Source organism: Nocardia sp. XZ_19_231, assembly GCF_015355705.1.
In the GTDB taxonomy this organism is placed as follows: Bacteria; Actinomycetota; Actinomycetes; order Mycobacteriales; family Mycobacteriaceae; genus Nocardia; species Nocardia salmonicida.
The window spans coordinates 60,273-84,609 of record NZ_JACUZI010000006.1; the positions used below are offsets into that span (position 1 = coordinate 60,273).

General features: G+C 66.3%; 23 protein-coding genes and 1 tRNA gene. 12 read left to right on the plus strand and 12 right to left on the minus strand.

What is annotated here, in order from left to right; all coding sequences use genetic code 11:
* The first annotated feature begins 114 nt into the window (after window positions 1–114).
* Window positions 115–1,041, plus strand: coding sequence for an RNA polymerase sigma factor SigJ (sigJ, locus tag IBJ82_RS25415; protein ID WP_194828519.1), 927 nt, complete (start codon window positions 115–117; stop codon window positions 1,039–1,041).
* 10 nt (window positions 1,042–1,051) lie between these two features.
* Here the strand turns inward: sigJ and ald are convergent, their stop codons facing one another.
* Window positions 1,052–2,164 carry an alanine dehydrogenase gene (gene ald / locus IBJ82_RS25420; protein ID WP_194828520.1) on the minus strand — a complete coding sequence of 371 codons (1,113 nt, stop codon included), beginning with the start codon at window positions 2,162–2,164 and terminating at the stop codon, window positions 1,052–1,054.
* 746 nt (window positions 2,165–2,910) lie between these two features.
* The gene (locus IBJ82_RS25425) at window positions 2,911–3,681 is read right to left on the minus strand and encodes an MBL fold metallo-hydrolase (protein WP_194828521.1); all 771 of its coding nucleotides are present in this window, start codon (window positions 3,679–3,681) and stop codon (window positions 2,911–2,913) included.
* Between the two features lie 71 nt (window positions 3,682–3,752).
* Here IBJ82_RS25425 and IBJ82_RS25430 point away from each other — a divergent pair, with 71 nt between their 5' ends.
* From IBJ82_RS25430 to IBJ82_RS25445, 4 genes are all read left to right on the plus strand, one after another.
* Window positions 3,753–4,709, plus strand: coding sequence for a GlxA family transcriptional regulator (locus IBJ82_RS25430; protein ID WP_194828522.1), 957 nt, complete (start codon window positions 3,753–3,755; stop codon window positions 4,707–4,709).
* Window positions 4,710–4,717: 8 nt separating this feature from the next.
* Entirely contained in the window at window positions 4,718–5,233 is a 516-nt protein-coding gene (locus IBJ82_RS25435; RefSeq protein WP_056821791.1) for a gamma carbonic anhydrase family protein, read from the plus strand.
* Between the two features lie 117 nt (window positions 5,234–5,350).
* Window positions 5,351–5,533, plus strand: a complete 183-nt coding sequence (locus IBJ82_RS25440) for a hypothetical protein (RefSeq protein ID WP_194828523.1) — start codon at window positions 5,351–5,353, stop codon at window positions 5,531–5,533.
* Window positions 5,534–5,546: 13 nt separating this feature from the next.
* Window positions 5,547–6,158, plus strand: a complete 612-nt coding sequence (locus IBJ82_RS25445) for a TetR/AcrR family transcriptional regulator (RefSeq protein ID WP_056821144.1) — start codon at window positions 5,547–5,549, stop codon at window positions 6,156–6,158.
* Here the strand turns inward: IBJ82_RS25445 and IBJ82_RS25450 are convergent.
* A complete protein-coding gene (locus IBJ82_RS25450) occupies window positions 6,126–7,883 on the minus strand; it encodes an N-6 DNA methylase (RefSeq protein ID WP_194828524.1) in 1,758 nt (585 codons plus the stop codon). The genes IBJ82_RS25445 and IBJ82_RS25450 overlap by 33 nt on opposite strands.
* Window positions 7,884–8,077: 194 nt before the next feature.
* On the opposite strand from IBJ82_RS25450, the gene IBJ82_RS25455 reads away from it, so the two are divergent.
* A complete protein-coding gene (locus IBJ82_RS25455) occupies window positions 8,078–9,913 on the plus strand; it encodes a VWA domain-containing protein (protein ID WP_194828525.1) in 1,836 nt (611 codons plus the stop codon).
* Window positions 9,914–10,028: 115 nt separating this feature from the next.
* A complete protein-coding gene (locus IBJ82_RS25460) occupies window positions 10,029–10,721 on the plus strand; it encodes a nitroreductase (RefSeq protein ID WP_194828526.1) in 693 nt (230 codons plus the stop codon).
* 1 nt (window position 10,722) lies between these two features.
* Here IBJ82_RS25460 and IBJ82_RS25465 read toward each other — a convergent pair whose 3' ends face one another.
* The 8 genes from IBJ82_RS25465 to aceE all read right to left on the minus strand — a co-directional run bounded on the left by IBJ82_RS25465 (window position 10,723) and on the right by aceE (window position 20,239).
* Window positions 10,723–11,187, minus strand: a complete 465-nt coding sequence (locus IBJ82_RS25465) for a helix-turn-helix domain-containing protein (RefSeq protein ID WP_194828527.1) — start codon at window positions 11,185–11,187, stop codon at window positions 10,723–10,725.
* Between the two features lie 248 nt (window positions 11,188–11,435).
* Window positions 11,436–11,642 carry a hypothetical protein gene (locus tag IBJ82_RS25470; protein ID WP_194828528.1) on the minus strand — a complete coding sequence of 69 codons (207 nt, stop codon included), beginning with the start codon at window positions 11,640–11,642 and terminating at the stop codon, window positions 11,436–11,438.
* A gap of 124 nt (window positions 11,643–11,766) precedes the next feature.
* Window positions 11,767–13,197: an acyl-CoA carboxylase subunit beta gene (locus IBJ82_RS25475; protein ID WP_194828529.1), complete on the minus strand. Its 1,431-nt coding sequence runs from the start codon at window positions 13,195–13,197 to the stop codon at window positions 11,767–11,769.
* Between the two features lie 118 nt (window positions 13,198–13,315).
* Entirely contained in the window at window positions 13,316–14,572 is a 1,257-nt protein-coding gene (locus IBJ82_RS25480) for a KasA/KasB family beta-ketoacyl-ACP synthase (protein WP_062992022.1), read from the minus strand.
* Between the two features lie 9 nt (window positions 14,573–14,581).
* Complete coding sequence (gene acpM / locus IBJ82_RS25485; protein ID WP_062992023.1) at window positions 14,582–14,887, minus strand: meromycolate extension acyl carrier protein AcpM; 306 nt, start codon at window positions 14,885–14,887, stop codon at window positions 14,582–14,584.
* 81 nt (window positions 14,888–14,968) lie between these two features.
* On the minus strand, window positions 14,969–15,883 hold the full coding sequence (locus tag IBJ82_RS25490; RefSeq protein ID WP_194828530.1) for an ACP S-malonyltransferase: 915 nt from the start codon (window positions 15,881–15,883) through the stop codon (window positions 14,969–14,971).
* A 127-nt stretch (window positions 15,884–16,010) separates the two neighbouring features.
* The gene (locus IBJ82_RS25495; protein WP_194828763.1) at window positions 16,011–17,312 is read right to left on the minus strand and encodes a helix-turn-helix domain-containing protein; all 1,302 of its coding nucleotides are present in this window, start codon (window positions 17,310–17,312) and stop codon (window positions 16,011–16,013) included.
* Between the two features lie 44 nt (window positions 17,313–17,356).
* Window positions 17,357–20,239 (minus strand): pyruvate dehydrogenase (acetyl-transferring), homodimeric type, encoded by a 2,883-nt coding sequence (aceE, locus tag IBJ82_RS25500; protein ID WP_194828531.1) that lies wholly within the window; start codon window positions 20,237–20,239, stop codon window positions 17,357–17,359.
* Between the two features lie 214 nt (window positions 20,240–20,453).
* Here aceE and IBJ82_RS25505 point away from each other — a divergent pair, with 214 nt between their 5' ends.
* From IBJ82_RS25505 to IBJ82_RS25525, 5 genes are all read left to right on the plus strand, one after another.
* Entirely contained in the window at window positions 20,454–21,002 is a 549-nt protein-coding gene (locus tag IBJ82_RS25505) for a hypothetical protein (protein WP_194828532.1), read from the plus strand.
* Between the two features lie 127 nt (window positions 21,003–21,129).
* On the plus strand, window positions 21,130–21,552 hold the full coding sequence (locus tag IBJ82_RS25510; RefSeq protein WP_056821168.1) for a DUF3052 domain-containing protein: 423 nt from the start codon (window positions 21,130–21,132) through the stop codon (window positions 21,550–21,552).
* Between the two features lie 73 nt (window positions 21,553–21,625).
* Window positions 21,626–22,090: a peroxiredoxin gene (locus tag IBJ82_RS25515; protein WP_056821170.1), complete on the plus strand. Its 465-nt coding sequence runs from the start codon at window positions 21,626–21,628 to the stop codon at window positions 22,088–22,090.
* Between the two features lie 32 nt (window positions 22,091–22,122).
* Window positions 22,123–22,194, plus strand: a tRNA-Val gene (locus tag IBJ82_RS25520).
* 153 nt (window positions 22,195–22,347) lie between these two features.
* The gene (locus tag IBJ82_RS25525; protein ID WP_194828533.1) at window positions 22,348–23,658 is read left to right on the plus strand and encodes a hypothetical protein; all 1,311 of its coding nucleotides are present in this window, start codon (window positions 22,348–22,350) and stop codon (window positions 23,656–23,658) included.
* A 133-nt stretch (window positions 23,659–23,791) separates the two neighbouring features.
* On the opposite strand, the gene IBJ82_RS25530 is transcribed toward IBJ82_RS25525, so the two are convergent.
* Window positions 23,792–24,067, minus strand: a complete 276-nt coding sequence (locus IBJ82_RS25530) for a hypothetical protein (RefSeq protein ID WP_194828534.1) — start codon at window positions 24,065–24,067, stop codon at window positions 23,792–23,794.
* Window positions 24,068–24,337: the final 270 nt, after the last annotated feature.

The window sequence follows — 24,337 nt, forward strand, 5'->3', positions numbered from 1 at the left end:
CGAGGGTAGCGGGCGGCGGGGATGTCACACCGGCGACCACTGTTTCGTCATCACTGTGACGGCACCTTCTAGACTCGCCGGGACCGAGCAAGATCAACCGAACGGGCGCACACCATGACCTCATCGCAGCCTCTCGATCAGGCCGAACTGGCCCGCCGCTTCGAGGAACATCGCCCCTACCTGCGTCGACTCGCCTACAGCACGCTCGGCAGCCTCACCGATGCCGAGGATGTGGTGCAGGACGCGTGGCTGCGCCTGCAACGACAGTTCGAAGCGGGCAAGGCCGACGAGATCGACAACCTGCGCGCCTGGCTCACCACCGTCATCGGCCGCCTCGCCCTGGACCAGCTCGGGTCCGCGCGCGCTCGCCGCGAACAGTACGTCGGCGAGTGGCTGCCGGAACCGGAAGTCACTTCCTGGGACGATCCCGCCGACCGCATCTCCCAGGACGAACGTGTCACCACCGCGCTGCTGGTGGTCCTCGAATCGCTCTCGCCCGCCGAACGCACCGCGTTCGTGCTGCAGGATGTGTTCGGCATGACCGGCCCCGAGGTCGCCGAGGTAGTCGGGCGCACGCCCGCCGCGGTCCGCCAGCTCGCCTCTCGCGCCCGCAAGCATGTCGAGAACGGCACGCCACGTTTTCCCGCATCCCCGGTCGAACAGGAGAAGGTCGTCTCGGCGTTCGCGCTGGCCTGGCGTTCGGGTGATCTGAGTTCGCTGCTCGGCGTGCTCGACCAGAACGTGGTCCTCACCGCCGACGGCGGCGGCAAGGTGCCCGCCATCCGTCAGCCGGTGCGTGGCGCGGAGCTCATCGCCAAGATGCTGCTCGGCTGGTACAACACCGCGAACGGCTGGGGTCGGGCGGTGCTGGTCAACGGCATGCCCGGCCTGGTCGTCTTCGACGGCACCAATGTCGGCGTCTTCTCGTTCGTCGTCGATGCGGGCCGCGTCGTGGCGATCAACGTCGTCCGTAATCCCGACAAGCTCCGCGACCTCCCCACCGAGGGCGACCCGGACTGGTACCTCGGCGGCGGCGAGTAGACCGCTCCGGTTATGCGCCGAGCGAATACCCGTGCGCGGCCGCGACTTCGGCGGACAGCAGCTTGCCGTCGACAGCCGTGAGACCCGCGGCCAGACCCGGGTCCGCGGCGCATGCTCCGCGCCATCCCGTGTCCGCGATCACCAGCGCGAACGGCAGGGTGGCGTTGGTGAGTGCCACGGTGGAGGTATGCGGCACCGCGCCCGGCATATTCGCCACGCAGTAGAACAGCGAATCGGCCACGGGAAAGGTCGGATTCGCGTGCGTGGTCGGCCTGGTCGAGGCGAAGCAACCGCCCTGATCGACGGCGATGTCGACGAGTACCGAGCCGGGCCGCATCCGCGCGACGAGTTCGTCGGAGACCAATTTCGGCGCTTTGGCTCCCGGCACCAGGACCGACCCGATCACCAGATCTGCCGCGACCACGGCCTTTTCGATTTCCAATGCGTGCGAGGCGAGGGTGCCCACCCGGCCGGCGAAGCGTGCGTCGAGCACACGCAACCGCGCCGGATTCGTATCGAGCACATTCACCCTGGCTCCCATGCCGACCGCGATACTCGCCGCGTTCGTCCCGGCGACGCCGCCGCCGAGTACCACCACGTCGGCCGGTCGCACCCCGGGCACGCCACCGAGCAGCACGCCACCGCCACCCATCGGCGCCATCAGGTGGTAGGCCCCGACCTGCGCGCTCAGCTTGCCCGCCACCTCGCTCATCGGCGCGAGCAACGGCAGTGATCCGTCGGCCCCGCGCACGGTCTCGTAGGCGATGGCGACGATCCCCGAGGACAGGATCGCGTCGGTGCATTCCCTCGACGCCGCCAGATGCAGAAAGGTGAACAGCACCTGATCGCGGCGCATCAGCGGATATTCCTGCTCGACAGGTTCTTTCACCTTCACCACCAGGTCCGATCGAACCCAGACCTGATCGGCGTCGGCCGCGATCCGCGCACCCGTGGCGCGATAGTCGTCGTCGGCGAATCCCGACCCGACCCCGGCACCGGCCTGCACGAGCACCTCGTGCCCGTGCGCGACCAGTTCAGCGGCGCCCGCCGGAGTGAGCGCCACCCGGAACTCCTGCGGCTTGACCTCCGTCGGCACCCCGACGACTACGCCCGTTCGCGTCATCCGGCAAGCCTAGGACCTGCACCGGAGCTCACCCGCCGCCTCGATCGCGTGTCGCGACCGCCCGACTACGCCGGGGCCGGAGCCGCCGGGCTCGAAGTGGTTTCCGGGGCGGTCGCCGGAGCCGTGGTGGCGGACGGCGATGTTGTTTGCTCTGTTGTCGTCACCGGGGGCGAGGTGGTGGTAGGCGGGACCACGGTTGTCGTGACCGGCGGGGCCGTCTCGCCGCACTCGTTGTGACCACAGGTGTCTGTTCCACACTCCGGGCCCGGCACGCAGGTGTACCCGGGCGGGAGTCCACATTCGTTGTGACCGCAGGAGTCCGTTCCACACTCCGGGCCGGGCACGCAGGTGTGCCCGGGCGGAATTTCGCCCTGCGAGGGCGCGCCCGGCGCAGCCTGGGTGGGCGAGTGATAGTACGACGACTCCGGCGTCGATCCACCGCCCGAACCGCCCGGATCAGTCGGGGCCGCAGGCGAACTCGTCGGCGTCACCGACGTCGTCGCGGTCGCCGAAGTCTTCGACACCGAACTCGATCCCGACCCACCGGAGTCGCCGCCGTCCGACGAACACGCACCGACAGCGAACACGACCAAGGCCAGCAACAGACCGAGAACCACGCGAGACAGATTGCCCCTCAGTAACTTCCGTGACACGTCTTCTCCTCAGCACAGGGACCCGCACCTGCCAGGAGCAGGCGCGGGTCGACGAAAGATGTTAGATAGCCGAACTATTCACTGAATCGCCACTCACACCGAAAACATTTCACCCCGCACCGGAACGATCAGCTGGTGCGCGCGATCGGCGTAGGCGAAGGTGCGCTCGAGGTAATCCAGCGACTCGCTGAAGTGACCCCAACCCTCCGCGTGCACGGCGACGATCACCGCGTCCCCGAGTACCTGGGCGGCCGCGACGGCGGTGCGGGCATTCAACGTGACATCGCTGTCGCCGAACCGCCCCACATTGGCCCCGCCGATGTTCAACACCGCGGCATCGATGCGTCCGATCCGCTCGACGATCTGCTCCACCAACTCCACCGACGCGTTGTCACCGGAGACGTACACCGTGGGCTCCCCCGGCGCACGCAACACGAATCCCGTGACCACACCGCTGAACGGCTCGCACCCCTGCGGCCCGTGCAGCGCGGGCACCGCGGTGATCTCCACCGCGCCGACGGTCACCGTCTCCCACGGCACCAGACCGCGCACACCCTCGATCCGGTCCGCGGCGTCGGGGGTCGACAGGACCGTGCCGACTTCGGCGAGCAGCGCGCGACCCGCGTTGTCGAGGTTGTCGGCGTGCTGGTCGTGCGAGAGGAGCACGACATCGATCGTCCCGATCTCCTCGACCGGCACAGCGGGACCGCTGAGCTTGTGCAGGGTGATCGGCCCCGGATAGTCGCCGGGCTCGTCGAAGGTGGGATCGGTGAGCCAGGTCAGCCCGCCGTAGCGGAAACGCAGGGTCGGACCGCCGATATGCAGGGCGGCTGCCAGAGCGGGGCGGGTGATCATCTCGGTCATGTCGACAACTTTCGCCGAGCGCGCCCCGCCCCGAAAGTGGCCTGTAGGCCGTACACCGATAAGATCGGGCCATGACTTCGGTGGCCGTGATCGCGTTCGACGGAATCAGCCCGTTCCACCTGTCGGTGCCGACCCTGGTGTTCGGCAGATCCGGCATCGGCGTCGACAGCGCGTCACCCTATGACGTACGGGTATGCGCCGAGGAGCCCGGAACACTGTCCACGGCAGCTGGTTTCGACATCACGGTCCGACACGGCCTCGACATCGTGAGCACCGCCGATCTGGTGGTCTTTCCCGGATGGCTACGCGACCAAGGAATTTCGACCGCGCTGAACGAGGCGGTCCATACCGCCCACGCGAACGGCGCCCGGCTGATCGGGCTGTGCCTCGGCTCCTGGGCGATCGCGGCGACCGGCCTCGCCGACGGCCGCGACGTCACCACGCATTGGGCCGCCGCCGACGCCCTCGCCCTGGCCTACCCCGCGATCAACGTGCGCGCCGACACCCTGTGGAGCGACCTGGGCGACGTGATCACCTCCGCAGGCGTCGCCGCGGCACTCGACTGCTGCCTGCACATCGTCCGCACCGACCTCGGCGCACGCGCTGCCACCGAACTGGCGCGATCGTTGGTCACCGCCCCGCACCGCAACGGTTCGCAGGCGCAGTACATCCCGATCGCGGTACCCGACGAAGACCCCGACGACCCGATCGAATGCGCGATGGCCTGGGCCCGCGGCCGCCTCGACACCGCCATCGACCTCGACAACTGGTCCCGCGAGTCGCTGATGTCGCGACGCACCTTCACCCGCCGCTTCCGCGATCGCACCGGCACCAGCCCCCAGCAGTGGCTACTGCAGCAGCGCATCGACCATGCCCGACTGCTGCTGGAGTCGACCGACGACACCGTCGACCGAGTCGCTCGCGACACCGGTTTCGGCAGCACGGTGAGCCTGCGCCACCACTTCCACCGCATGCTCGGCACGTCGCCCGCGGCCCACCGCGCACAGTTCCGCGGCGCGGCGCAATAATGACGTTCATGATCATCAAGGTGAGCGGGTTCACTCCCGAGATCGACGACACGGCCTGGATCGCGCCGAACGCGACCGTGATCGGCCGGGTGCGCCTCGGCGCCGAGGTCGGCGTCTGGTACTCGGCGGTACTGCGCGGCGACCTCGAACAGATCAGCATCGGCGCACGCACCAATATCCAGGACGGCTGCGTGCTGCACGCCGACCCCGGTTTCGCCCTCACCGTCGGTACCGGCGTTTCGGTGGGGCACAACGCGATTCTGCACGGCTGCACCATCGGCGACGATGTTCTCGTCGGCATGGGCGCGACGGTGCTCAACGGCGCGGTGATCGGTGCGGGCAGCCTGATCGCGGCCAATGCTCTGATTCCCGAGGGTGCGCAGATTCCGCCCGGCTCGCTCGTGGCGGGCGTGCCCGGCAAGGTGCGTCGCGAGCTCACCCAGGCCCAGCAGGATGGCATCAAGCTCAACGCGGCGGTGTATCTGCACAATCTGACCAACCACCGTGCCGCCGAGGTGTTGTGAGTAGTCACACTGAGCAAGTGTCCAGTAGGTTTGCCTGATAGCATTTGTCCTGCGTATCGCGTCCCGATCATGAGAGTGGCGATCGGCAACCGGATACGCGAGGCAGGAGGTATCACGGTGGCATACGTGCATTCCGGTGTGCACCGAGCGGCGGGTCGGCTCAGCGTGGCCGATATCGCCGCCCAGCCCGGCGGAGTCGAGGCACTTCAATCCCGCGTTCACGAACTCCGTTCTCGCGGAGTTCATTTCGCGGCCAATGCGATCGAGCAGGAGATGGCCGCGTTGGATCTTTCCCCATAGGGATAATGGGGTAATGCCTACTGTTTCGTCGATCCTCGCGCGGATACTCGAGAAACCCGTCACCGACGGGGAAAAGCTGCTCGACAGTGCGCTGTCGGCGTTTCTGGACTACGGGATCAAACGCACGAGCATGGGCGAGATAGCGCGGCGGGCCGGCATCAGCCCGGCCACCCTCTACCGGCGCTACGAATCCAAGAACGACCTGGTCGAAGCGGTCGGTGTGCGCGAAGCACAGCGCTATGTGACCGATATCGACGAGCGGGTACGCGCGGTCACCGCACCCGACGAACAGCTCGTCGAGATCTTCGTCGCCTTCGTCACCACCATCGCGGGCAACGAACTGCTGCGACGATTGCTCAGCACCGAACCGGAGATCATCCTGCCCCGCCTCACCACCGAGGCCGGACCGATTCTCGCTGTCGGGCGCGCGTATCTGGCCGAGAAGCTACGCGAACTGCCGGTCCCCGAATTCGACCCCGATCTGGTCGCCGAGATCATGGCGCGGCTGGCCCTGTCGCTGGCGCTGACCCCGGACGGGCTCATTCCGCTCGACGACGCGGAAGCCGGGCGGGAGTTCGCGCGGCGCACACTGCTACCGATGGTCGGTATCCGCGACCTCCCCTGACACCCCGAACGCCGCCGCCACCACCTCATCGATGCCCGAATCAGCAACCGGCACACCATCTTCCAGCAGCGCGCGCACCCTTCGCACGACCTCGCCCGCCGCCGCGCAGGCCGGATCGGGCAGCGGCAGTCGCGCTACGTATTGGGTGATCCAGCGGCGTCGGCCCGAGTACAGCCGGTTACCGCAGACAGCATCGTAGAACCGCAGCCCCAGTGCCGAATTCGCCACGCCCATCAGCAGATACGCCAGGTCGGTGGCTGATCGACCACTGCCGAGGTCGGTGAGCGAGATCCAGTAGCAGTCACCGTTGACGACCGCGCCCGACCGATCGAGCGCGAAGCGTGGACGTTCGCTGATGTCGGGGAACACCAATTTCGGGGCGCCCCAGAGGTGCGGGCGCTGTGGCACCCAGATCTCGAACCACTTCCGGCCACCGTCGAGGACATAACGTCGGCCCGACAGCACCTGTTCGTGAGATCGCAAATAGGCAGCCGCACCAGGGAACTCGGCGAGATCGATCGGGGTACGCCGTGGCTCGCACAGATCGTAGGGATAGAGCACCTTCGTGCCACGCGCCATCGCGACTCGCCACGGTTGCAGATCGTGGTGGGTGATCAACTCCCGTAGCAGCTCGGGCTCCGGCGTCGGATCCATCTGGTCCCAATGGTCCGAGATGAACACCCGATCCGCCGTGGTCTTGATCCCCACCCTGATGCGTGCCGCCTCCCCGAACGAATGCCAGGTGCGATCGGCGATGCGGCCGAGCCAGTGATCGACCGAGGGGCGCGACATACGCCAAGCGGTGTCGCCGTGACGATCGGAACGACCACTGTCGACCGGGTCCACCACCGCAGGGCCGGGTAACAGGCTTTTCGGGAGCGTTGCGATGCTCGCCGATTCGCCGGTCGCCAGCACGCCGACCTCCACCGCGAACACCCGCCCTCCCGCGCGGACGAGACAGGCGTCCTCGCCAGCCAGCGCGTCGAAAAGCTCGGTAGCGCAATCGGGTTCGACTCCCAGCTCCTCATAGACCGACACGTAGCGGCAGTCGGGTGGGCCGGTGGCGCGCAGAGCCACGGTGATCGCGGGCAGCACCGCGGCGGCGAAGAGTTTGGTGTCACCGAGGTCGTAGAGCTCCACCGGTGTCAGTTCGCCGGTGAGGATCCGGCGCAGGTTCGCCCCGGCCCGAGTGGTGAGAAACCGGTTGGCACAGAGCAATCCGAGCACTCCCCCGGCAGCCAACAGCCTCGGCGCGATAGCCACGAAGGGATGGGTGAGGTCGATCCGGCCGCGTAGGCCGAACTGCTTGCTCAGCAGTTGGGCAGTCGCCCCGCCCAATTGCTGAGTCCGGACATACGGCGGATTGCTGATGATCAGATCGAACGAGCCGTCGGCCAGATGAGCGGATGCCGCGAGGAAATCGCCCGCACGGCAGTCTATTTCGACGCCGAGCGCGGCAGCCCGCCCAGCGGTTTCGTCGACAGCCTGTCGATCCAGGTCATATCCCGTGAGATGAAGCGTGACATCAGGTGCGCTCGAAGCGATTTCCCGATGCACCGCCAGTAACAGCTCGCCGTCCCCGCAGGCCGGGTCGAGCACACGCAGCACTCCGGCGCGTGGGGTGTAGCGCAGCGCCCGTCGCACCAGGAACCGCGCGAGCTCCGGTGGCGTGTAGTGCCTGCCGTGCCGTTTGCGCTCCTGCGCGTCGCGGGCCTGCAAAGCCATGCGGTCGATTGTGCCCCGGAACCGGCCCGATGCGGCGCAGGCGCGAGCCGGGCCGCACCGCAACATTCTCACCTGCGTAAACGCTATCGAGTGTTTCAAACAGTGGTTTGCACCACTTCGTCAGGGGTAGAGCGAAAAGTGGTCGATAGGTAACGTCTGTCCGGTTTCACCCCGCTGCACCGAAGCCGAGGACGATGTCGAGACTCAGCACGCTGACCGCCGCACTCACCGCCGTAGCCCTCACCGCGCTGCCCGCGTCACTCCCCGTCCTCGCGCACGCCGACCCCGGACAATACGCGCCGACCATGTTGATCCTCGACGCCTCCGGCTCGATGGAGCGCCCCGACCAGGGCGGCACCATGATGGATTCCGCCAAGCGGGCGGTCCGCAGCTTCGTCGCCTCGGCACCTGTCGAATCCTCGGTCGGTCTCACCACTTACGGCACCGGCACCAGCAATTCCGAGGCGGACAAGGCGGCAGGCTGCCGCGACGTGCAGGTGCTGCAGCAGCCGAACACCATCGACAAGCCCGCCCTCACCGCCGCCGTCGACGGTATCCAGGCGCGTGGCTGGACTCCGATGGGCACCGCGCTGCGCCAGGCCGCCGACGCGCTGCCCGATTCCGGGCCGCGTTCGATCGTGCTCGTCTCCGACGGTGACGACACCTGTTCGCCGCCGGACCCGTGCGAGGTCGCCAAGGAGTTGAAGCAGCAGGGCCTCGATCTGATCGTGCACTCGATCGGGTTCGCCGTCGACGACAAGGCACGCGCCCAGCTCACGTGCATGGCGCAGGCCACCGGCGGCACCTATAGCGATGCCGCCGATGGCGCGGCGCTGGAACGCATTCTGCCGCGGGTCAGTTCGGCCGCCCTGCGCAATTACCAGGCGTCCGGCACACCCATCACCGGCACCGACGAATACCGGACCGCCCCGGTCGCGAAGCCCGGCCAGTACCTCGACACCATCGGCCAGCAGCAGAAGCGGTTCTACGCGGTCGACGTGCCCGCGGGCGCCACCGCCTACTTCACCGGGATCGTCTCGTTCCCCCGGGCGAAGGGCGTTTCCACGACCGAGGACATGAACGCGCTGGAACTGCGGGTCTACGGCCGCGACGGAGTGGACTGCAATATCCGCGAGCGTGAACTCGAGACCAGAGCCAGCGACGGTGTGGCGCTCACCGTCGCAACAGCTTTCGAGGGAGCGACCGAGGAACCCACCAGCGCTGATTCCGCGAAGTGCAAGGGTGCGGGTCGCTACTACTTCGAGCTGAACTGGGATCTGGTGGCCAAGGGCTCGCCCGCGCGACTGCCCTTGGAAGTACTCGTCGGCGTCGAACCCGGGGTCACCGATCCCGGACCGGCCGCGGTGAGTACCCCGGTCACCTTCACCGACCCGGCAGGGCCCGCGCAACCGGTGAGCGGTGCGGGCTCGTTCACGGCCGCCGCCACCTTGCCCGGCAGCGGCAACTTCACCGACACGCTGCAGTCGGGTGAGTACGTCTTCTACCGCGTGCGGCTCGACTGGGGACAGGGACTGGCCTACCGCGTGCGGTTCGCCGAGACCGGCGGCGCGAACAGTACCGCCGCGTCGAATGTGGAAACCACCCTGTATTCGCCGCTCGGTCGCGAAATCGACTCCGACACCGCCGCGTACACCGGCAGGTCGAGCGCCGAACTCGGGCTGGCTTCGGTGCCGGTGCGATACGCCAATCGGGAAGAGTCCGACTCGCAGGTCCAGCGGGAGTCGGTGGCCGGCTGGCACTACATCGCCGTCAAACTCGGCATCCCCATGGGCGCCGACGCGATGCCGCCGACTCCGGTGCAGCTCGACGTCACCGTGTCGGGCACGGCCGAACCCGGGCCGACCTACCTCGGTGCCAGCGCGCAGCCGGCGGAAGAACAGCCTGTCGCCGTGAGCACTCCGGCCACCGTCGCCCGGCCGTGGGCCATGTACGTCCTGATCGGGGCGGGAGTGGCGCTGGTCGTCGGCATCGGTGTCGCGATCTTGGTCGTCGCCCGTCGACGCGACTGATTCCGGCTCCGCCGACACCCGAATTTCGCGGTGTCGGCGGGTTTCGCCGCGCTGACCCACCTGCTAAATTAGTCTCAAAATGAGACTAGTTCTTCATAGCCAAGGGAGCCGCGCGATGGCGCAGACCGACCACGACAGCGATTTCGCCACCCTGCAGCGGTTGGCCGACGAACGCTGGACCTGCCGCCAGTTCGCCCCCGAACAGGTCGACCGCGCGACCATCGAACAGCTGCTGACCCTCGCGCAGCGCACCCCTTCGTGGTGCAACACCCAGCCGTGGCAGGTCGTGGTCACCACCGGCGACGGCACCGACCGGTTCCGCAAGGAACTCCTCGACCACATCCAAACCGTCGGCACCACACCCGATTTCGAATTCCCCGCTGCCTACGAGGGCATCTACCGCGACCGTCGCCGCACCTGTGGTTTCCAGCTCTACGACAGCGTCGGCATCGTCAAGGGCGACCACGAGAAGACCATGCGACAGATGGTGCGCAACTTCGAATTCTTCGACGCCCCGCACGTCGCCATCGTCACCTCCGAAGCCGACCTCGGCATCTACGGCGCCATCGACTGCGGCCTCTGGCTCGAGAACTTCCTCCTCGGCGCCCAGGCCCTCGGCCTCGGTGCCGCCCCCCAGGCGGCCCTGGCCTCCTACGCCCCCTTCATCCGCGAGTACTTCGCCATCCCCGATACCCGCAAGGTCGTTTTCGGCATCTCCTTCGGCCACCCCGACCGCACCCACCCCATCAACACCTTCCGCACCGCCCGCGCGCCCCTGGAGGACCAGATCACCTGGCATACGTCCTGAGTCAGGCGGGACGTGCGGCCGAGGTCATTCCGGGACCGGCTTCCAACTCGATATCGCGAGCAGTGACCTCCAGGGCGCACTTGTCGCACGTCAGATGCGCGTGCGCTTCACCCGCGCAGTCGCGATGCCGGTATTCCACCGGCGGCCCATCTGGCGCCATGTAGGTGTCGCCCCAGTCGCGGATCGCCATCAGGATGGGGTAGATCGCGTGCCCCTTTTCGGTGAGGCGATATTCCTCGTAGGCACCGTCATCGGCGGGGCGTTTCACCAAGATCTCGTGCTCGACCAGACGATCGAGGCGATCGTGCAGCCGACTTCGCGAAATACCGAGCGCGCTCTGGAACGCGTTGAAACGGCGCACTCCGGCGAAGCTGTACTTCAGGATCAGCAAGGTCCAGCGATCACCGAAGATCACCAGCGGCCGCGTGATCGAGCACGGGACATCTGCGAGTTCTTCATAGCGCACCCTGCCATTATGCGCGTGGGCGCTCGGAAAGCGGGCGGACACCGACCCAGCTGGTGGTCCTGGCGTACGGTGGCGGTCCCCGTTCCATGGCACCTCGCTATCTCGACACGCCACCTTGTCCCGCCCTGCGGCCATCGCGGCTCGATGCTCGCGGCGCCGCAGCTTGTAAGCCACCATCACACGCAGCGGCGTATCCGGCCTCTTCCGCCAGTACGCCGTCTGCCACTTCGATCGCACCCCGAGTAGGTCTACCTCGCACTTTTCGGCGGCCTCGAGGTCGACAGGACCAGTAGCTTCGACCAGACGCTGTCGCGGCGCCGGTCGACGCGGTTCCGGATGCGCTTGTTGCGCGGAATGTTCTTGCGTGAGCTCTTGTCGTTCTCGCCGTAGCCATTACGCCGATCCTTGGCGTAGCTGAGCGACTTCTTCTCCTGCGGACTTCGTCGACGCACCATCTCGCCCCCTCTGATCAGGCGCAAGATTACGGACCGACTGCTTCAGACGCACGCGAATAAACGGCCGCCGCCACTTCCTGAGTCAGGAAGTGGCGGCGGCCGTCGAACTGTTGCCGCGGTCAGATCAGAGCGGGATGTTCTTGTGGTGGCTCTTGCGTGCCGGTGCCGATGCGAGGGCCGCGGCGATGATGCTGCGGGTCTTGGCGGGGTCGATGACCTCGTCGACTACGCCGATGGCTACGGCGCGTTCGACGCCGCCTGCGAGCTGCTCGTGTTCGGCGGTGAGGCGCTCGTGGAGGGCTTCGCGCTCGGACTCGGGGGCGGCGGCGAGTGCCTTCTTGTGGAGGATGCCGACGGCGGCCTTGGCGCCCATGACGGCCACTTCGGAGCCGGGCCAGGCGTAGACGGCGGTTGCGCCGAGGGAACGGGCATTCATGGCGATGTATGCGCCGCCGTAGATCTTGCGGGTCACCAGGGTGACGCGGGGAACGCGGGCTTCGGCGAAGGCGTGCAACAGCTTCGCGCCGCGGCGGACCACGCCCTCGAGTTCCTGGCCGACGCCGGGCAGATAGCCGGGGACGTCGGTGACCACGACCAGCGGGATACCGAAGGCGTCGCACAGGCGCACGAAACGTGAAGCCTTCTCGGCACTTTCGGAGTTGAGGCAGCCGCCCAGGCGCAGCGGGTTGTTGGCGAGGACGCCGACGGTGCGACCGCCGAGACGGCCGAGGCCGGTGACCATGCTGCGGGCGTAACCACCCTGGAGTTCCTCGAAGGAGGATTCGCCGTCGACGTTGTCGAGCAGCTCGTGCACGATCGGCTTCACGTCGTAGGCACGCTTGGCCGACTCCGGCAGCATCGCCTTGAGGTCGACGTCGCCGTGCTCGGCCGCGATCAGGTCGAATTCACCCTGCTCGGCGAACATCGACACCAGCCGACGCGCGCGGTGCATGGCATCGGCCTCGTCGTCGGCGGCGATATGGCAGACGCCGGACTTCTTGAAGTGTGTGGTGGGACCACCGAGGGTCTCCATGTCGACGTTCTCGCCGGTCACCGAGCGCACCACGTCGGGTCCGGTGACGAACACACGGCCCTCGGGCGCCATGATGACCACGTCGGTCAGCGCGGGACCGTAGGCGGCGCCACCGGCGGCGAAGCCGAGCACCACCGAAATCTGGGGCACGAGACCGGACGCGCGAACCATGGCCTCGAAGACCAGGCCTACCGCGTGCAGTGCCTCGACACCCTCGGCCAGGCGAGCGCCACCGGAGTGCCACAGCCCGACGACGGGAATGCCGGATTCGATCGCGGTGTCGATCGCGTCGACGATGTGCTTGCAGCCCTCCACACCCATCGCGCCGCCCATGACGGTCGCGTCGGAGCAGTAGGCCACGGTGCGGACCCCGTCGACCTCGCCGATCGCGGCGAGCACGCCGGAGCGGTCGCGCGGATGCAGCGGCAGGACGGTGCCGGGGTCGAAGAAACGTTGGAGCCGACCCAGTGGGTCGCGCGGATCGGTGGTGGTGTCTTGAAACGCGGGAGCAATGATGGTCATCGCGCTCACTCCTTCGAAAGAGATTGCCGCTGCGGCGGCTGCTGTGGCGAACCGCCGGTGGGGGTCGAACCATTCAGTTGGCACGACCCCCACCGGGGATCGGAATGCAGTCGGCGGCTTATGCCCGACCGAAGGCGAGCGCGACGTTGTGCCCACCGAAACCGAAGGAATTGTTGATCGCGTACTCGATTTCCTGGCGACGGGCTTCCCCGTGCACCACATCGAGATCGATCTCCGGATCCTGGTTGTCCAGGTTCAGTGTCGGCGGAACAATGCCGTCCCGGATAGCGAGCACCGTGAGGATCGACTCGAGGGCGCCGACGGCACCGATCGAGTGACCGAGTGCCGACTTCGGCGCGTACACCGAAGCGTGCTTGCCGATCGCCTTGTAGATCGCGTTCGCTTCGGCGGAGTCGCCGATGGGCGTCGCGGTCGCGTGGGCGTTGATGTGGGTGATGTCGCTCTTGGTCAGACCAGCGGTCTGCATCGCACGCGTCATCGCCCTGGCCGCACCGGTGCCCTCGGGATCGGGAGCGACCAGGTGGAAACCGTCGGAGGTGATACCGGCACCCAGCAGACGAGCGTGGATGGTGGCACCGCGAGCCTTGGCGTGCTCTTCGGTCTCGATGACCATGAGCGCGCCGGCCTCACCGAAGACGAAACCGTCGCGATCCTTGTCGAAGGGACGCGAAGCACCCTTGGGATCGTCGTTGCGGGTACTCATCGCACGCATCATGGAGAACGCCGCGATCGGCACCGAGTCGATGAAGCCCTCGACACCACCGGTGACGACGATGTCGGCGTCACCCATCACGATCATCCGCCACGCGTTGGCGATGGCCTCCGAACCCGACGAGCACGCCGAGACCGGAGTGACCACTCCCGCCCTGGCCTTCAGCTCGAGACCGACGACTGCCGACGGACCGTTCGGCATGACCATCTGAACAGCCAGCGGCGAGATCTTGCGATAGCCGCCGTTCTTCAGCTTGTCGACCGAGTCGATCAGGGCGTCGCCGCCGCCGAGTCCGGTGCCGATCGCGACGCCGAGACGGTCGTTGTCGACCTCAGGGCTGCCCGCGTTCTTCCACACCTCACGACCGAGGACGGTCGCCAGGCGCTCGACATACGCCATGCGGCGGATCTCGACCCGGGTCAGCAGGGTGTCGGGGCTGACCTTCAGGTGACCGCCGATTCGCACCGGCAGGTCGTATTCCTCGATGAAGGAATCCTCGAGAACGTCGATTCCGCTCTCACCGTTGAGGAGTCCCTTCCACGTCGCATCGACATCACCAGCGATCGACGTGGTCGCCGCCATCGACGTGACGACGACGTTGGGGAAGTTCCCGTTCAAAGTACTGGGAGCAGGAGTGGTCAAAGTTCGGCCCTACTCGCCGGCGCTGTCGAACTTGGCCTTGAGCTCGGCGGCGACGTCGGAGTTCTCGGCCTCGAGCTTCTGGACGTAAGCGACGGAGTCGCCGACGGTCTTCAGGCTGGCCAGATCCTCATCGGGGATCTTGACGCCGTACTTGTCTTCCATCTGCACAGCGATCTCGACCATGGACAGCGAGTCGATGTCCAGGTCGTCGACGAAGGACTTCTCGAGGGTCACCTCGGAGGGTTCGATACCCGTAACCTCTTCGATGATCTTGCCGAGTTCTTCGACGATCTGTTCCTGGGTCAGAGCGGCCACTTTGGTGGCTCCCTTCTTGTTGCTTTTTGTAGGGTTCGTGAACGGCGTGCACTTCGCTGTGCATGACCGCCGGGGGGAAAGCTAGCCCGAGGTGGTCAGTTCGACCAACGCGGGGAGGTCTTCTGGGGTCTTGAGGGCCAGATTGGGCGTGCCCTTCAGTTCCCGCTTGGCGATGCCGACCAACGTGCCCGCTGGCGGCAACTCGACCACGGCCGAGACGGCCGCGGCGCGAATGGTCTCGTTGCACAGGTCCCAGCGCACGGGGCGAGTGACCTGAGCGGCGAGCTTTTCGATCGCGTCGGCGCCCGAGGTGACCGGTTGTCCGTCGAAGTTCGACAGCAGCGTCCGGATCGGGTCGCTAGGCGAGATCTGAGCGATGGCATCGGCGACAGCTTCCTGTGCCGGGGCCATGAAGACGGTGTGGAACGCACCGGCGACGGGCAACGCGCGGACCCGTGCCTTCTCCGGCGGGTTCGCGGCGAGCTCCGCCAGAGCTTCCAGGCGGCCCGCTGCCACGATCTGGCCTACCGCGTTGCGGTTGGCCGGGACGAGATCGAGTTCGGCGAGCCGTGCGAGCACGGTGGCTTCGTCGCCACCGAGCACCGCGGACATGCCGGTCGGCTCCAGCGCACAGGCCTTGGCCATCTCCCGGCCGCGGATGGCGGCGAGGGCGACTGCCTCGTCGGCGGTGATGACACCGGCGACAGCGGCTGCGGCGAATTCGCCGACCGAGTGTCCGGCGACGACTGTATCCGCCGGAATCGACCCGGGGGCGATTTCGGCGAACGCGAGCAGTGCGGCGGCGACCACGAGCGGCTGCGTCACCGCGGTGTCGACGATCTCCTCTGCCGTCGCGGTGGTGCCGAGACGGACCAGGTCGAGGCCTGCGGCCTTCGACCAGAGCTCGAGGCGATCAGTCGCACCGGGAAGTGCGAGCCACGGCGTGAGCATGCCGGGTGTCTGGGACCCCTGTCCAGGGGTAAGCAACGCGATCACCCCCTAAGACAACACTGTGACCCCCACCGCATGAGATGTCGGCGCGAATGAAGCTTTCCGATCGCTTTTGTAGGGGTCCCACAAAATCCGAGGTGGGGTGTCGGGATCGACCGTTTCCCCGATCCCGTTACAGGGGGTCCTTGGCCATTGGGATGGGTGGGGTTTCTGTGACGGAGGTTGACGATTCGTTATGCGTTCGTGTCAAACGACCCACTGTTGCTGCAATTCGGAGCACATACGCGTCGCGAGGATTCATCGGATCACGGCCGGTGACTTCGCCGATTCGCTTGAGTCGGTACCGCACGGTATTTGGATGGACGTACAGCTGCCGAGCGCAAGTTTCTACTGCTCCGCCACAATCCAGGTACGCGTCGAGTGTGTCGGATAACGAAGATCCGGCAGCTGCCAACGGGAGCACAAGATACTCGTTCAACGCCTCTATCGCAGCTCTATCGCCCAGCAACGCGCGCTCGGGCAACAACTCCGTGGCGTGAACGGGCCTTGGCGCCCCGCGCCAGCCGACAACGGCCTCCATCCCCGCCAATGCCTCGATCGCCGACGCGTGCGCGGCGCCGAGGGTGCGCATCGTGGGACCGATCACCACCGGACCGTCGGAGAACACCTCGGCCAGCAGATCGGTGAGGAACGGCGAGCCGATGCCCGACTCCCCCAGGTGCCCGCTGACCACCATCACCAGTCGCGCACCCTGCACCACCGCCAGCGCGGCCCTGCCGTGTTTGGTCGCGATCGTGTGCACGGCGCCGACCGTCGACACGCCCTGGTCCAGCGGCGGTGTGCCGACCAGCACCGTGGCGGGCGCCGTGGCGTCCCAGTTCAACGTGGCGGCCCGCGAAAGCATGTCCGGACCTGTGTCGCCCCGGACCACCGCGTCGACCACCAGGGCCTCCAGGCGGGTATCCCACGCGCCACGCGACTCGGCGGCGCTGGCATACACCGAGGCGGCCGCGAAGCCGAGCTCACGCCCGTATCGCAGCACCGCCTCGGTGAGCGCCACCAGCTGACGATCGTTGCGCGCCAGCGCGGGCAGCCACTGTTCGAAGAAGTCCATGGCCACCCGCACCATGTCCACGGTCTGGCGCAGCGTGAGCCGCCGCGCCAGATCCTGCGGAATCACCTGGAACGCGTCCAGGCTGAAGCGGATATCGGAATCGGGATCCTGCAACCACTCCAGGAAGTTCACGACCGCCGTCTGCACCAGCATCTGCACGCCCGCTCGCTGCGCGGCGTCCAGATCGGCGAAGAACGGCAGCCGATCCTGCATCGACCCCACCGCCTCGGTGGACAGCCGGCCCGAGAACTGCTTGACCCGCTTGAGCAGCGTGTCGGGCAGCGGATCACGGGTCTGCCGGTTCGGGGACAGAGCCCCCGTCGGCAGATAGACCTCGTGTTCGCTGGTGCCCTCGGTGATCCGACGGGGCCGCGGCGGTTTGCGCTCCACAGTCCAATAGTCCGCTACGCGAGTTCCTCTGCCGCGTCCGCACTCGGCTTCGGCGCGGCGGCCACGCTGTCGATGCCGTATTTCGCGGCCGCTTCCACCGCCTTGGCCTTGTCGAACGTGCCGTCCTTGACGAGACCCTCCAGCACCGCGACCACGATCGACTGCGCGTCGACGTTGAACACCCGGCGCGCGGCCGTGCGGGTGTCGGAGAAACCGAACCCGTCGGTGCCGAGGGTGATGTAGTCGCCGGGCACCCATTGCCGGATCTGATCGGGCACCGCACGCATCCAGTCCGTCGCGGCGACCACCGGTCCACGCGCGGCCGAGAGCGCCTGGGTGACGTAGGGCGAACCCGGATCGGAATCGGGGTGCTTGAGCGCCGCGATCTCCTTGTCGAGTGCTTCCCTGCGCAGCTCGCCGAACGAGGTCACCGACCACACATCCGCGGCCACACCCCACTCCTGCGCCAGCATCTCCTGTGCGCGCAGCCCGTCGGGCACGGTCACGCCGGAGACGAGGATCTGGGCACGAACCTCGCCCTCACCACCACCCTGGTACAGATACAGACCCTTGAGCAGGCCCGCCACGTCGAGATCGTCGGGCTCGGTCGGCTGCTGGTAGGGCTCGTTGTACAGGGTGATGTAGTAGAAGATGTTCTCCCCGCCGAAGGTGCCGACCGCGGACACCTCGGTACCGGGCAGCTCACTGGCCGGGGCTTCGCCGCCGCCGTACATCCGGCGCAGACCGTCGCGCATGATGTGCGCGATCTCGAACGAGAACGCCGGATCGTAGGTCACCACAGCGGGATTAGACGATGCCAGCAGCAGCGACTGCCCGTCGTTGTGTTGCAGGCCCTCACCGGTGAGGGTGGTGCGGCCCGCGGTGGCGCCGAGGACGAATCCGCGCGCGAGCTGGTCGGCCGCGGCCCAGAAGCTGTCGCCGGTGCGCTGGAACCCGAACATCGAATAGAAGATGTAGAGCGGGATCATCGGCTCGCCGTGGGTGGCGTAGGACGTGGCCACCGCGGTGAACGAGGCGGTGGAACCGGCTTCGTTGATGCCCTCGTGCAGGATCTGGCCGACCGCGCTCTCCTTGTAGGCGAGCATCAGTTCCGCGTCGACCGAGGTGTAGAGCTGGCCGTTGCGGTTGTAGATCTTCAGCGTCGGGAACCACGAGTCCATGCCGAAGGTGCGAGCCTCGTCGGGGATGATCGGCACGATGCGCTTGCCGATCTCCTTGTCGCGCAACAGCTCCTTGACCAGGCGCACCAAGGCCATGGTGGTGGCGACCTTCTGCTTGCCCGAACCCTTGCGCACCGAGCGGTAGGCCTCGTCGCCCGGTAGCTTCAGCGGCTCGGCGGGCGAGCGTCGCTCCGGCACGAAACCGCCGAGCGACTTGCGCCGGGCCAGCATGTACTCGATGGCCGGATCGTTCATGCCGGGGTGGTAGTACGGCGGCAGGTACGGGTCCTTCTCCAGCTCGGCATCGCTGATCGGGATGCGCTGCAGATCGCGGAAGTCCTTGAGGTCCTGTAGCGCCAGCTTCTTCATCTGATGGGTGGCGTTGCGGCCCTCGAAGTGCTTGCCGAGGGTGTAGCCCTTGATCGTCTTGGCCAGGATCACCGTCGGCTGACCCTTGTGCGCCATCGCCGCCGAATACGCCGCGTAGACCTTGCGGTAGTCGTGGCCGCCACGCTTGAGATTCCAGATCTCGCTGTCGGACATGTTCTGCACCAGCGCTTTCGTGCGCGGGTCGCGGCCGAAGAAGTGGTCGCGCACGTACGCGCCGTCGTTGGCCTTGTAGGTCTGGTAATCGCCGTCGGGGGTGGAGTTCATCAGGTTCACCAGCGCGCCGTCGCGATCGGCGCCGAGCAGCGCGTCCCACTCGCGACCCCAGACCACCTTGATCACGTTCCAGCCCGCGCCGCGGAAGAACGACTCCAGTTCCTGGATGATCTTGCCGTTGCCGCGCACCGGGCCGTCGAGCCGCTGCAGGTTGCAGTTGATCACGAAGGTGAGGTTGTCGAGCGCCTCGTTGGCAGCCACCTGGATCAGGCCGCGCGACTCGGGTTCGTCCATCTCGCCGTCGCCCAGGAATGCCCAGACGTGCTGATCGGAGGTGTCCTTGATGCCGCGATCGGTGAGGTAGTGGTTGAACCTGGCCTGGTAGATCGCGTTCATCGGGCCGAGGCCCATCGACACCGTCGGGAATTCCCAGAAGTCCGGCATCAGCCGCGGATGCGGGTAGGACGGCAGGCCCTTGCCCAGGCCGCCGTGGCTGTATTCCTGACGGAATCCGTCGAGCCGGTCCGTGCTGAGGCGGCCCTCGAGGAAACCGCGCGCGTAGATGCCGGGCGAGGCGTGGCCCTGGATGTAGACGTGGTCGCCGCCGCCGGGGTGATCCTTGCCGCGGAAGAAGTGGTTGAAACCCACCTCGTAGAGCGCCGCCGAGGACGCGTAGGTCGAAATATGGCCGCCGACACCGATGCCGGGGCGCTGCGCGCGATGCACCATGATCGCGGCGTTCCACCGGATCCAGGCGCGGAAGCGGCGCTCGACTTCCTCGTCACCGGGGAACCAGGGCTCGTTCTCGGTGGGAATCGTATTGACGTAATCGGTGGAGGTGAGCGCCGGAATCGAGACACGGCGTTCGCCGGCGCGCTCGAGCAAGCGCAGCATCAGGTACCGGGCGCGGCCAGGGCCTTCGCGGTCGAGCATGTCATCGAAGGATTCCAGCCATTCGCTGGTCTCCTCGGGATCGATATCCGGTAGATACGACGCCACTCCTTCGCGGATGACCCGTACCCGTTCACCGGTGGGTTTGGTGGTGGATTCACCGCCCGCGGCGGAGGTCGCTACTGGATCGTTGGAAGCTGCAGAGTGGATCAGGTCGGTCAAATCTGCTCCTCGTGATGGGGGCTGAACTGCTTGGTCGGCGTCGCTGTCCCCGGGCCTGCCCGCTTGGTGTGCGGACCACCCGGTACGAAAGGTTCGGGTGCACCCCCATCCTTACCGAAACGGCTGCCCAGGTCATCACCTCAACGGGAATACCATTAGGTAGGTTCTGCGGGGAAGACGAGTCGCGCAGGTGAGTGAGAGGGAACGCCGAACGATGAGGGTGCTGCATGCGCGTCGGCTGGGGCTGATCTGCGCCTTTGTCGCCGTGACCGCGGGTTCGGTGATAGCCGGTTGTGCCGAGCAGATCCCCGGCACACCGACGACCGACGCGGCCGAGGTGGCCGCCTACAAAACCGCGGCCGCCGCGTCTTCCTCGGCCGCCGCGTCCTCGCGCGCCGCGGCGGCGCGAGACCGGGCGATCACCGACAACTGCGGGCAGTTCGCCACCACCACCGGCGCCGGTGTCACCGCCTTCAACGACTTCGTCTCCGCGCACGACACCAACGCCCCCGACTACGCCGCCAAGCGTGAGTCCGCGGCTACCACCCTCGACAACGCGGCGACCAAGGTCGAGTCGGGCATCGTCACCGCGGCGGGGGCGTTGCCGACCGAATTGGCCGACAAGTTCACCGCCTATGTCGTCGCGGCGCGCGAGCTGGCCGTGCAGACCAGAAAGATGACCTACAACTCACCTGTCGGCAAGCTCAACGAGGCCAGTCGCGCCATCAACCAGGCACGAACCGCAGTCCACGACGCCTGTTGAGACGGCCGATTTTGCCCTGCCGACACGCGGCATACGGTCCCAATTCATCCGATCAGCTTGCGCTGCGGCCGATAACCATGTTCGCTTGCACCTATCTTACTGTCGGAAGTTTAGGGAGGACACCACCGTGGTCGCCGCGGCGGACGCGCAGAACTACGCTCAGAAGCTTGGCATTTCTCACGGCTTGGTTGTTCAGGAATTGGGCTGGGACGAGGACACCGACGACGCATTGCGCGCCGAGATCGAGGAGGTCAGCGGCGGCGAAATGGTCGACGAAGACTCCGATGAGGTCGTCGACGCCGTCCTGCTGTGGTGGCGAGAAGGTGACGGCGATCTGGCCGACGAGCTGATGGATGCCATCAGCCCGCTGGCAGATGAAGGCTTCATCTGGGTCCTCACCCCCAAAACCGGTCAACAAGGCCATGTCGATCCGAGCGAGATCGCCGAAGCCGCACCCACGGCCGGCCTGACCCAGACATCCACCATCAGCCTCGGCAGTTGGACGGCCTCACGGCTCGTTCAGCCGAAGGCACCGTCCAAACAGCGCTGAATCCGCCGTTCGCTAGGGTCTCAGTTGGGCTCGCGAGCCCGGCTGGGACCCGACACGACGGAGGATTCGTAGTATGCCGCTAGAGGTTGGCACTCTCGCGCCGGATTTCACGCTCAAGGACCAGAACAACCAGCCCGTCACCCTGTCGGACTATCGCGGCAAGAAGAACGTGCTGCTGGTGTTCTATCCACTCGCCTTCACCGGCATCTGCCAGGGCGAGCTGTGCAAGGTCCGGGACGAGCTGCCCAAGTTCCAGAACGACGACGCCGAGATCATCGCGATCTCCGTCGGCCCTCCACCCACCCACAAGATCTGGGCCGCGGAACAGGGCTACCTGTTCCCCCTGCTGTCAGACTTCTGGCCGCACGGCGCCGTCACCCAGTCCTACGACGTCTTCAACGAGAAATCCGGCTACCCCAACCGCGGAACCTTCGTTGTCGACAAGTCCGGCTACATCACTTTCGCGGAGATGAACGGCCCCGGACAAGCCCGTGACCAGGCGGCTTGGGAGAAAGCCCTCGCCGCGCTAGATTCATAACCCGACACCGCCGGTACTCCCCGGCGGTGCCAGGGCGTATAGCTCAGCGGTAGAGCACTGGTTTTACACACCAGCGGTCGGGGGTTCGATCCCCTCTGCGCCCACAGAATATATGCAGGTAGAGGACTTTTCGAGTTGGCGAAAATTTGCCCCACGCGTGCGACATGGGGCAAACATGGGGCACGACTCGAAAACCGCTAGCTGTTGCGGTCCAGGTGCGGCGCCTCCCGTGGGGCAACGTGCTACGCCCGAGCGCGGTGAAAGGACACGAGTTGAATGTGTTCGGGGCACACACGCCACCGTGCGTCATCATCGATGTCGCCACGGATCATGTCGACGCCGTCAAGGCCACAGTGTCGAGATACGCGGAGGCCATCCTTGATGGAATCGTTCCGGAACCGCGCTGGCAGAGCTGGGACGCGCTAGTAGCGGTTGGGACTGATACCCCACCCGTCGCTGACGGGCTTCGGATGATTCAGGTCGGCGGCGAGGCAGCGGGGAATTTCGTCAAAGAGTGGCCGGGCGGCCGGACGGCCTACTACCGCCCCATACGTTTCCAAACGCCGGGGCACGAGCTGGTCATTCCCTCAACACTGAGCGAGGCTCGGCAGGAGTTCGTCAAGCGGTACTTGATCCCTGCCCTACCCCAACACCCGCCTGGTCGCAAGGTCTTCGAAATTCCCCACGGGGCCAGCGACGAAACCTGGACTCCACTCCTCACGAACGTCGACGGGGAGGCGGTTGCGATGGTCTACCGTCCATACGAAGGCCCGCTTGAGGTGTGGTACCTACCCGAGGAAGCTATCGACTTCCTGGACGCCGCGCTTCATCTTGCGTTCGAGGAGTGGCACGATCAGGCGCCCGATCGGTTTCCGTCGTCACCGGACTGGGACTCTGGCCCTCGTTGGATGTCAGCGCGGCAGGAGCAACAGCTCAACGTCGTCAACGCGAACATCGACGAAGCTCGAATTCAGATCGTTAACCTGACCGCGAACATCGAAGCTGGCGAGGTTGAGCGAGAAGCGTTGATACGGGCCGCGAGTCAGTCGTATCAACGACGACTGCTTACCGAGCACGGCGATGCGCTTGTCGCTGCAGTGACGCAAGCGTTGACCGAGCTCGGCTTCCACGTTGTGGATCTGGACGAACAGTTGGCTGTCGGCGAACCACGTCTGGGAGATCTGGCGGTCTCCGATGAGACCTGGACAGCGGTCACCGAGGTGAAGGGGTACACCAAGGGTGCGAAGTCCAACGATTTGATGGCAGTTGCAAAGCATCGCCGTATATACGAGAAGACGCACGGTGAAGTGCAACGTATGTGGTACATCGCCAACACGTTCCGGCTCAACAGTCCCGATAGTCGGCCACCGATCCTGGACGGTGCAGACGACCACGTAGAGGACTTTGGAGGGGACGAGGGTCTGGCGATCGATTCCCGCGGCTTGTTCGATCTCCTTAAGCAAGTCGAACTGGACCTGCTCTCTCCGGAGGCGGCAAGGGAATCCTTGAAGAACGCTACGGGTCGGTTCGAGATACCTACTTTGCCAGAGCCTTCAGGCGGCGGTTAGGACCTCAGCGGACCACGTCCGAGGCTCCCGACACGATCCGTCAGCTTGGTCACGGTTTCGCTACCCAACGCAAACCAGGTCGGCTACTTCGGTTCGCGATGTTTTCGCGGCGAATTGGCGACCACGACGCGCGCTACAGATCAAGGTCCAGCACCGCGTCGCGGCAACCGCAGATCTTGCGAGTACCAGTCTTCCCATCGGACTCCGTCGGGAACACAATCCAGCCGTCGGACAGTGTCGTTCCTTCGGCGAGAATGACCTCGATCTCCTTCGGTCCCGCAGCCTCGACGTCGACGCCGTCGGTCACCCAAAACGTTCCATTCCGTATGAAATACCGCACCTCGCAGCGGTGTTGACCGGTCCAGTAGCCAGGTGGCAGGGCCGGTGCTCCGACGGCGTTGTGATCCATACCTTCGACCGTAGGGCCAAAAATCCGCGTTTGACCAAGAATCCCACAGCCGGTGTGACTCCTTCTCGGACAAGGAGCAAGCGAAATTGACGGAGGTACCCGGCACCGGGGGCGTTTCGCCACCGGCCTGCCACACCGCAGGGCGGCCGGTGCGCCGGACGGGGGGTTCCAGGCGTCAGCCCGGTACCGGGTACCGCTTTCAGCCTGGCTCACAAGAGGTTTGGCCCGGACTCGCCCGGCGTTGGGGTACCGTTGGTGTTTGGTACGGGT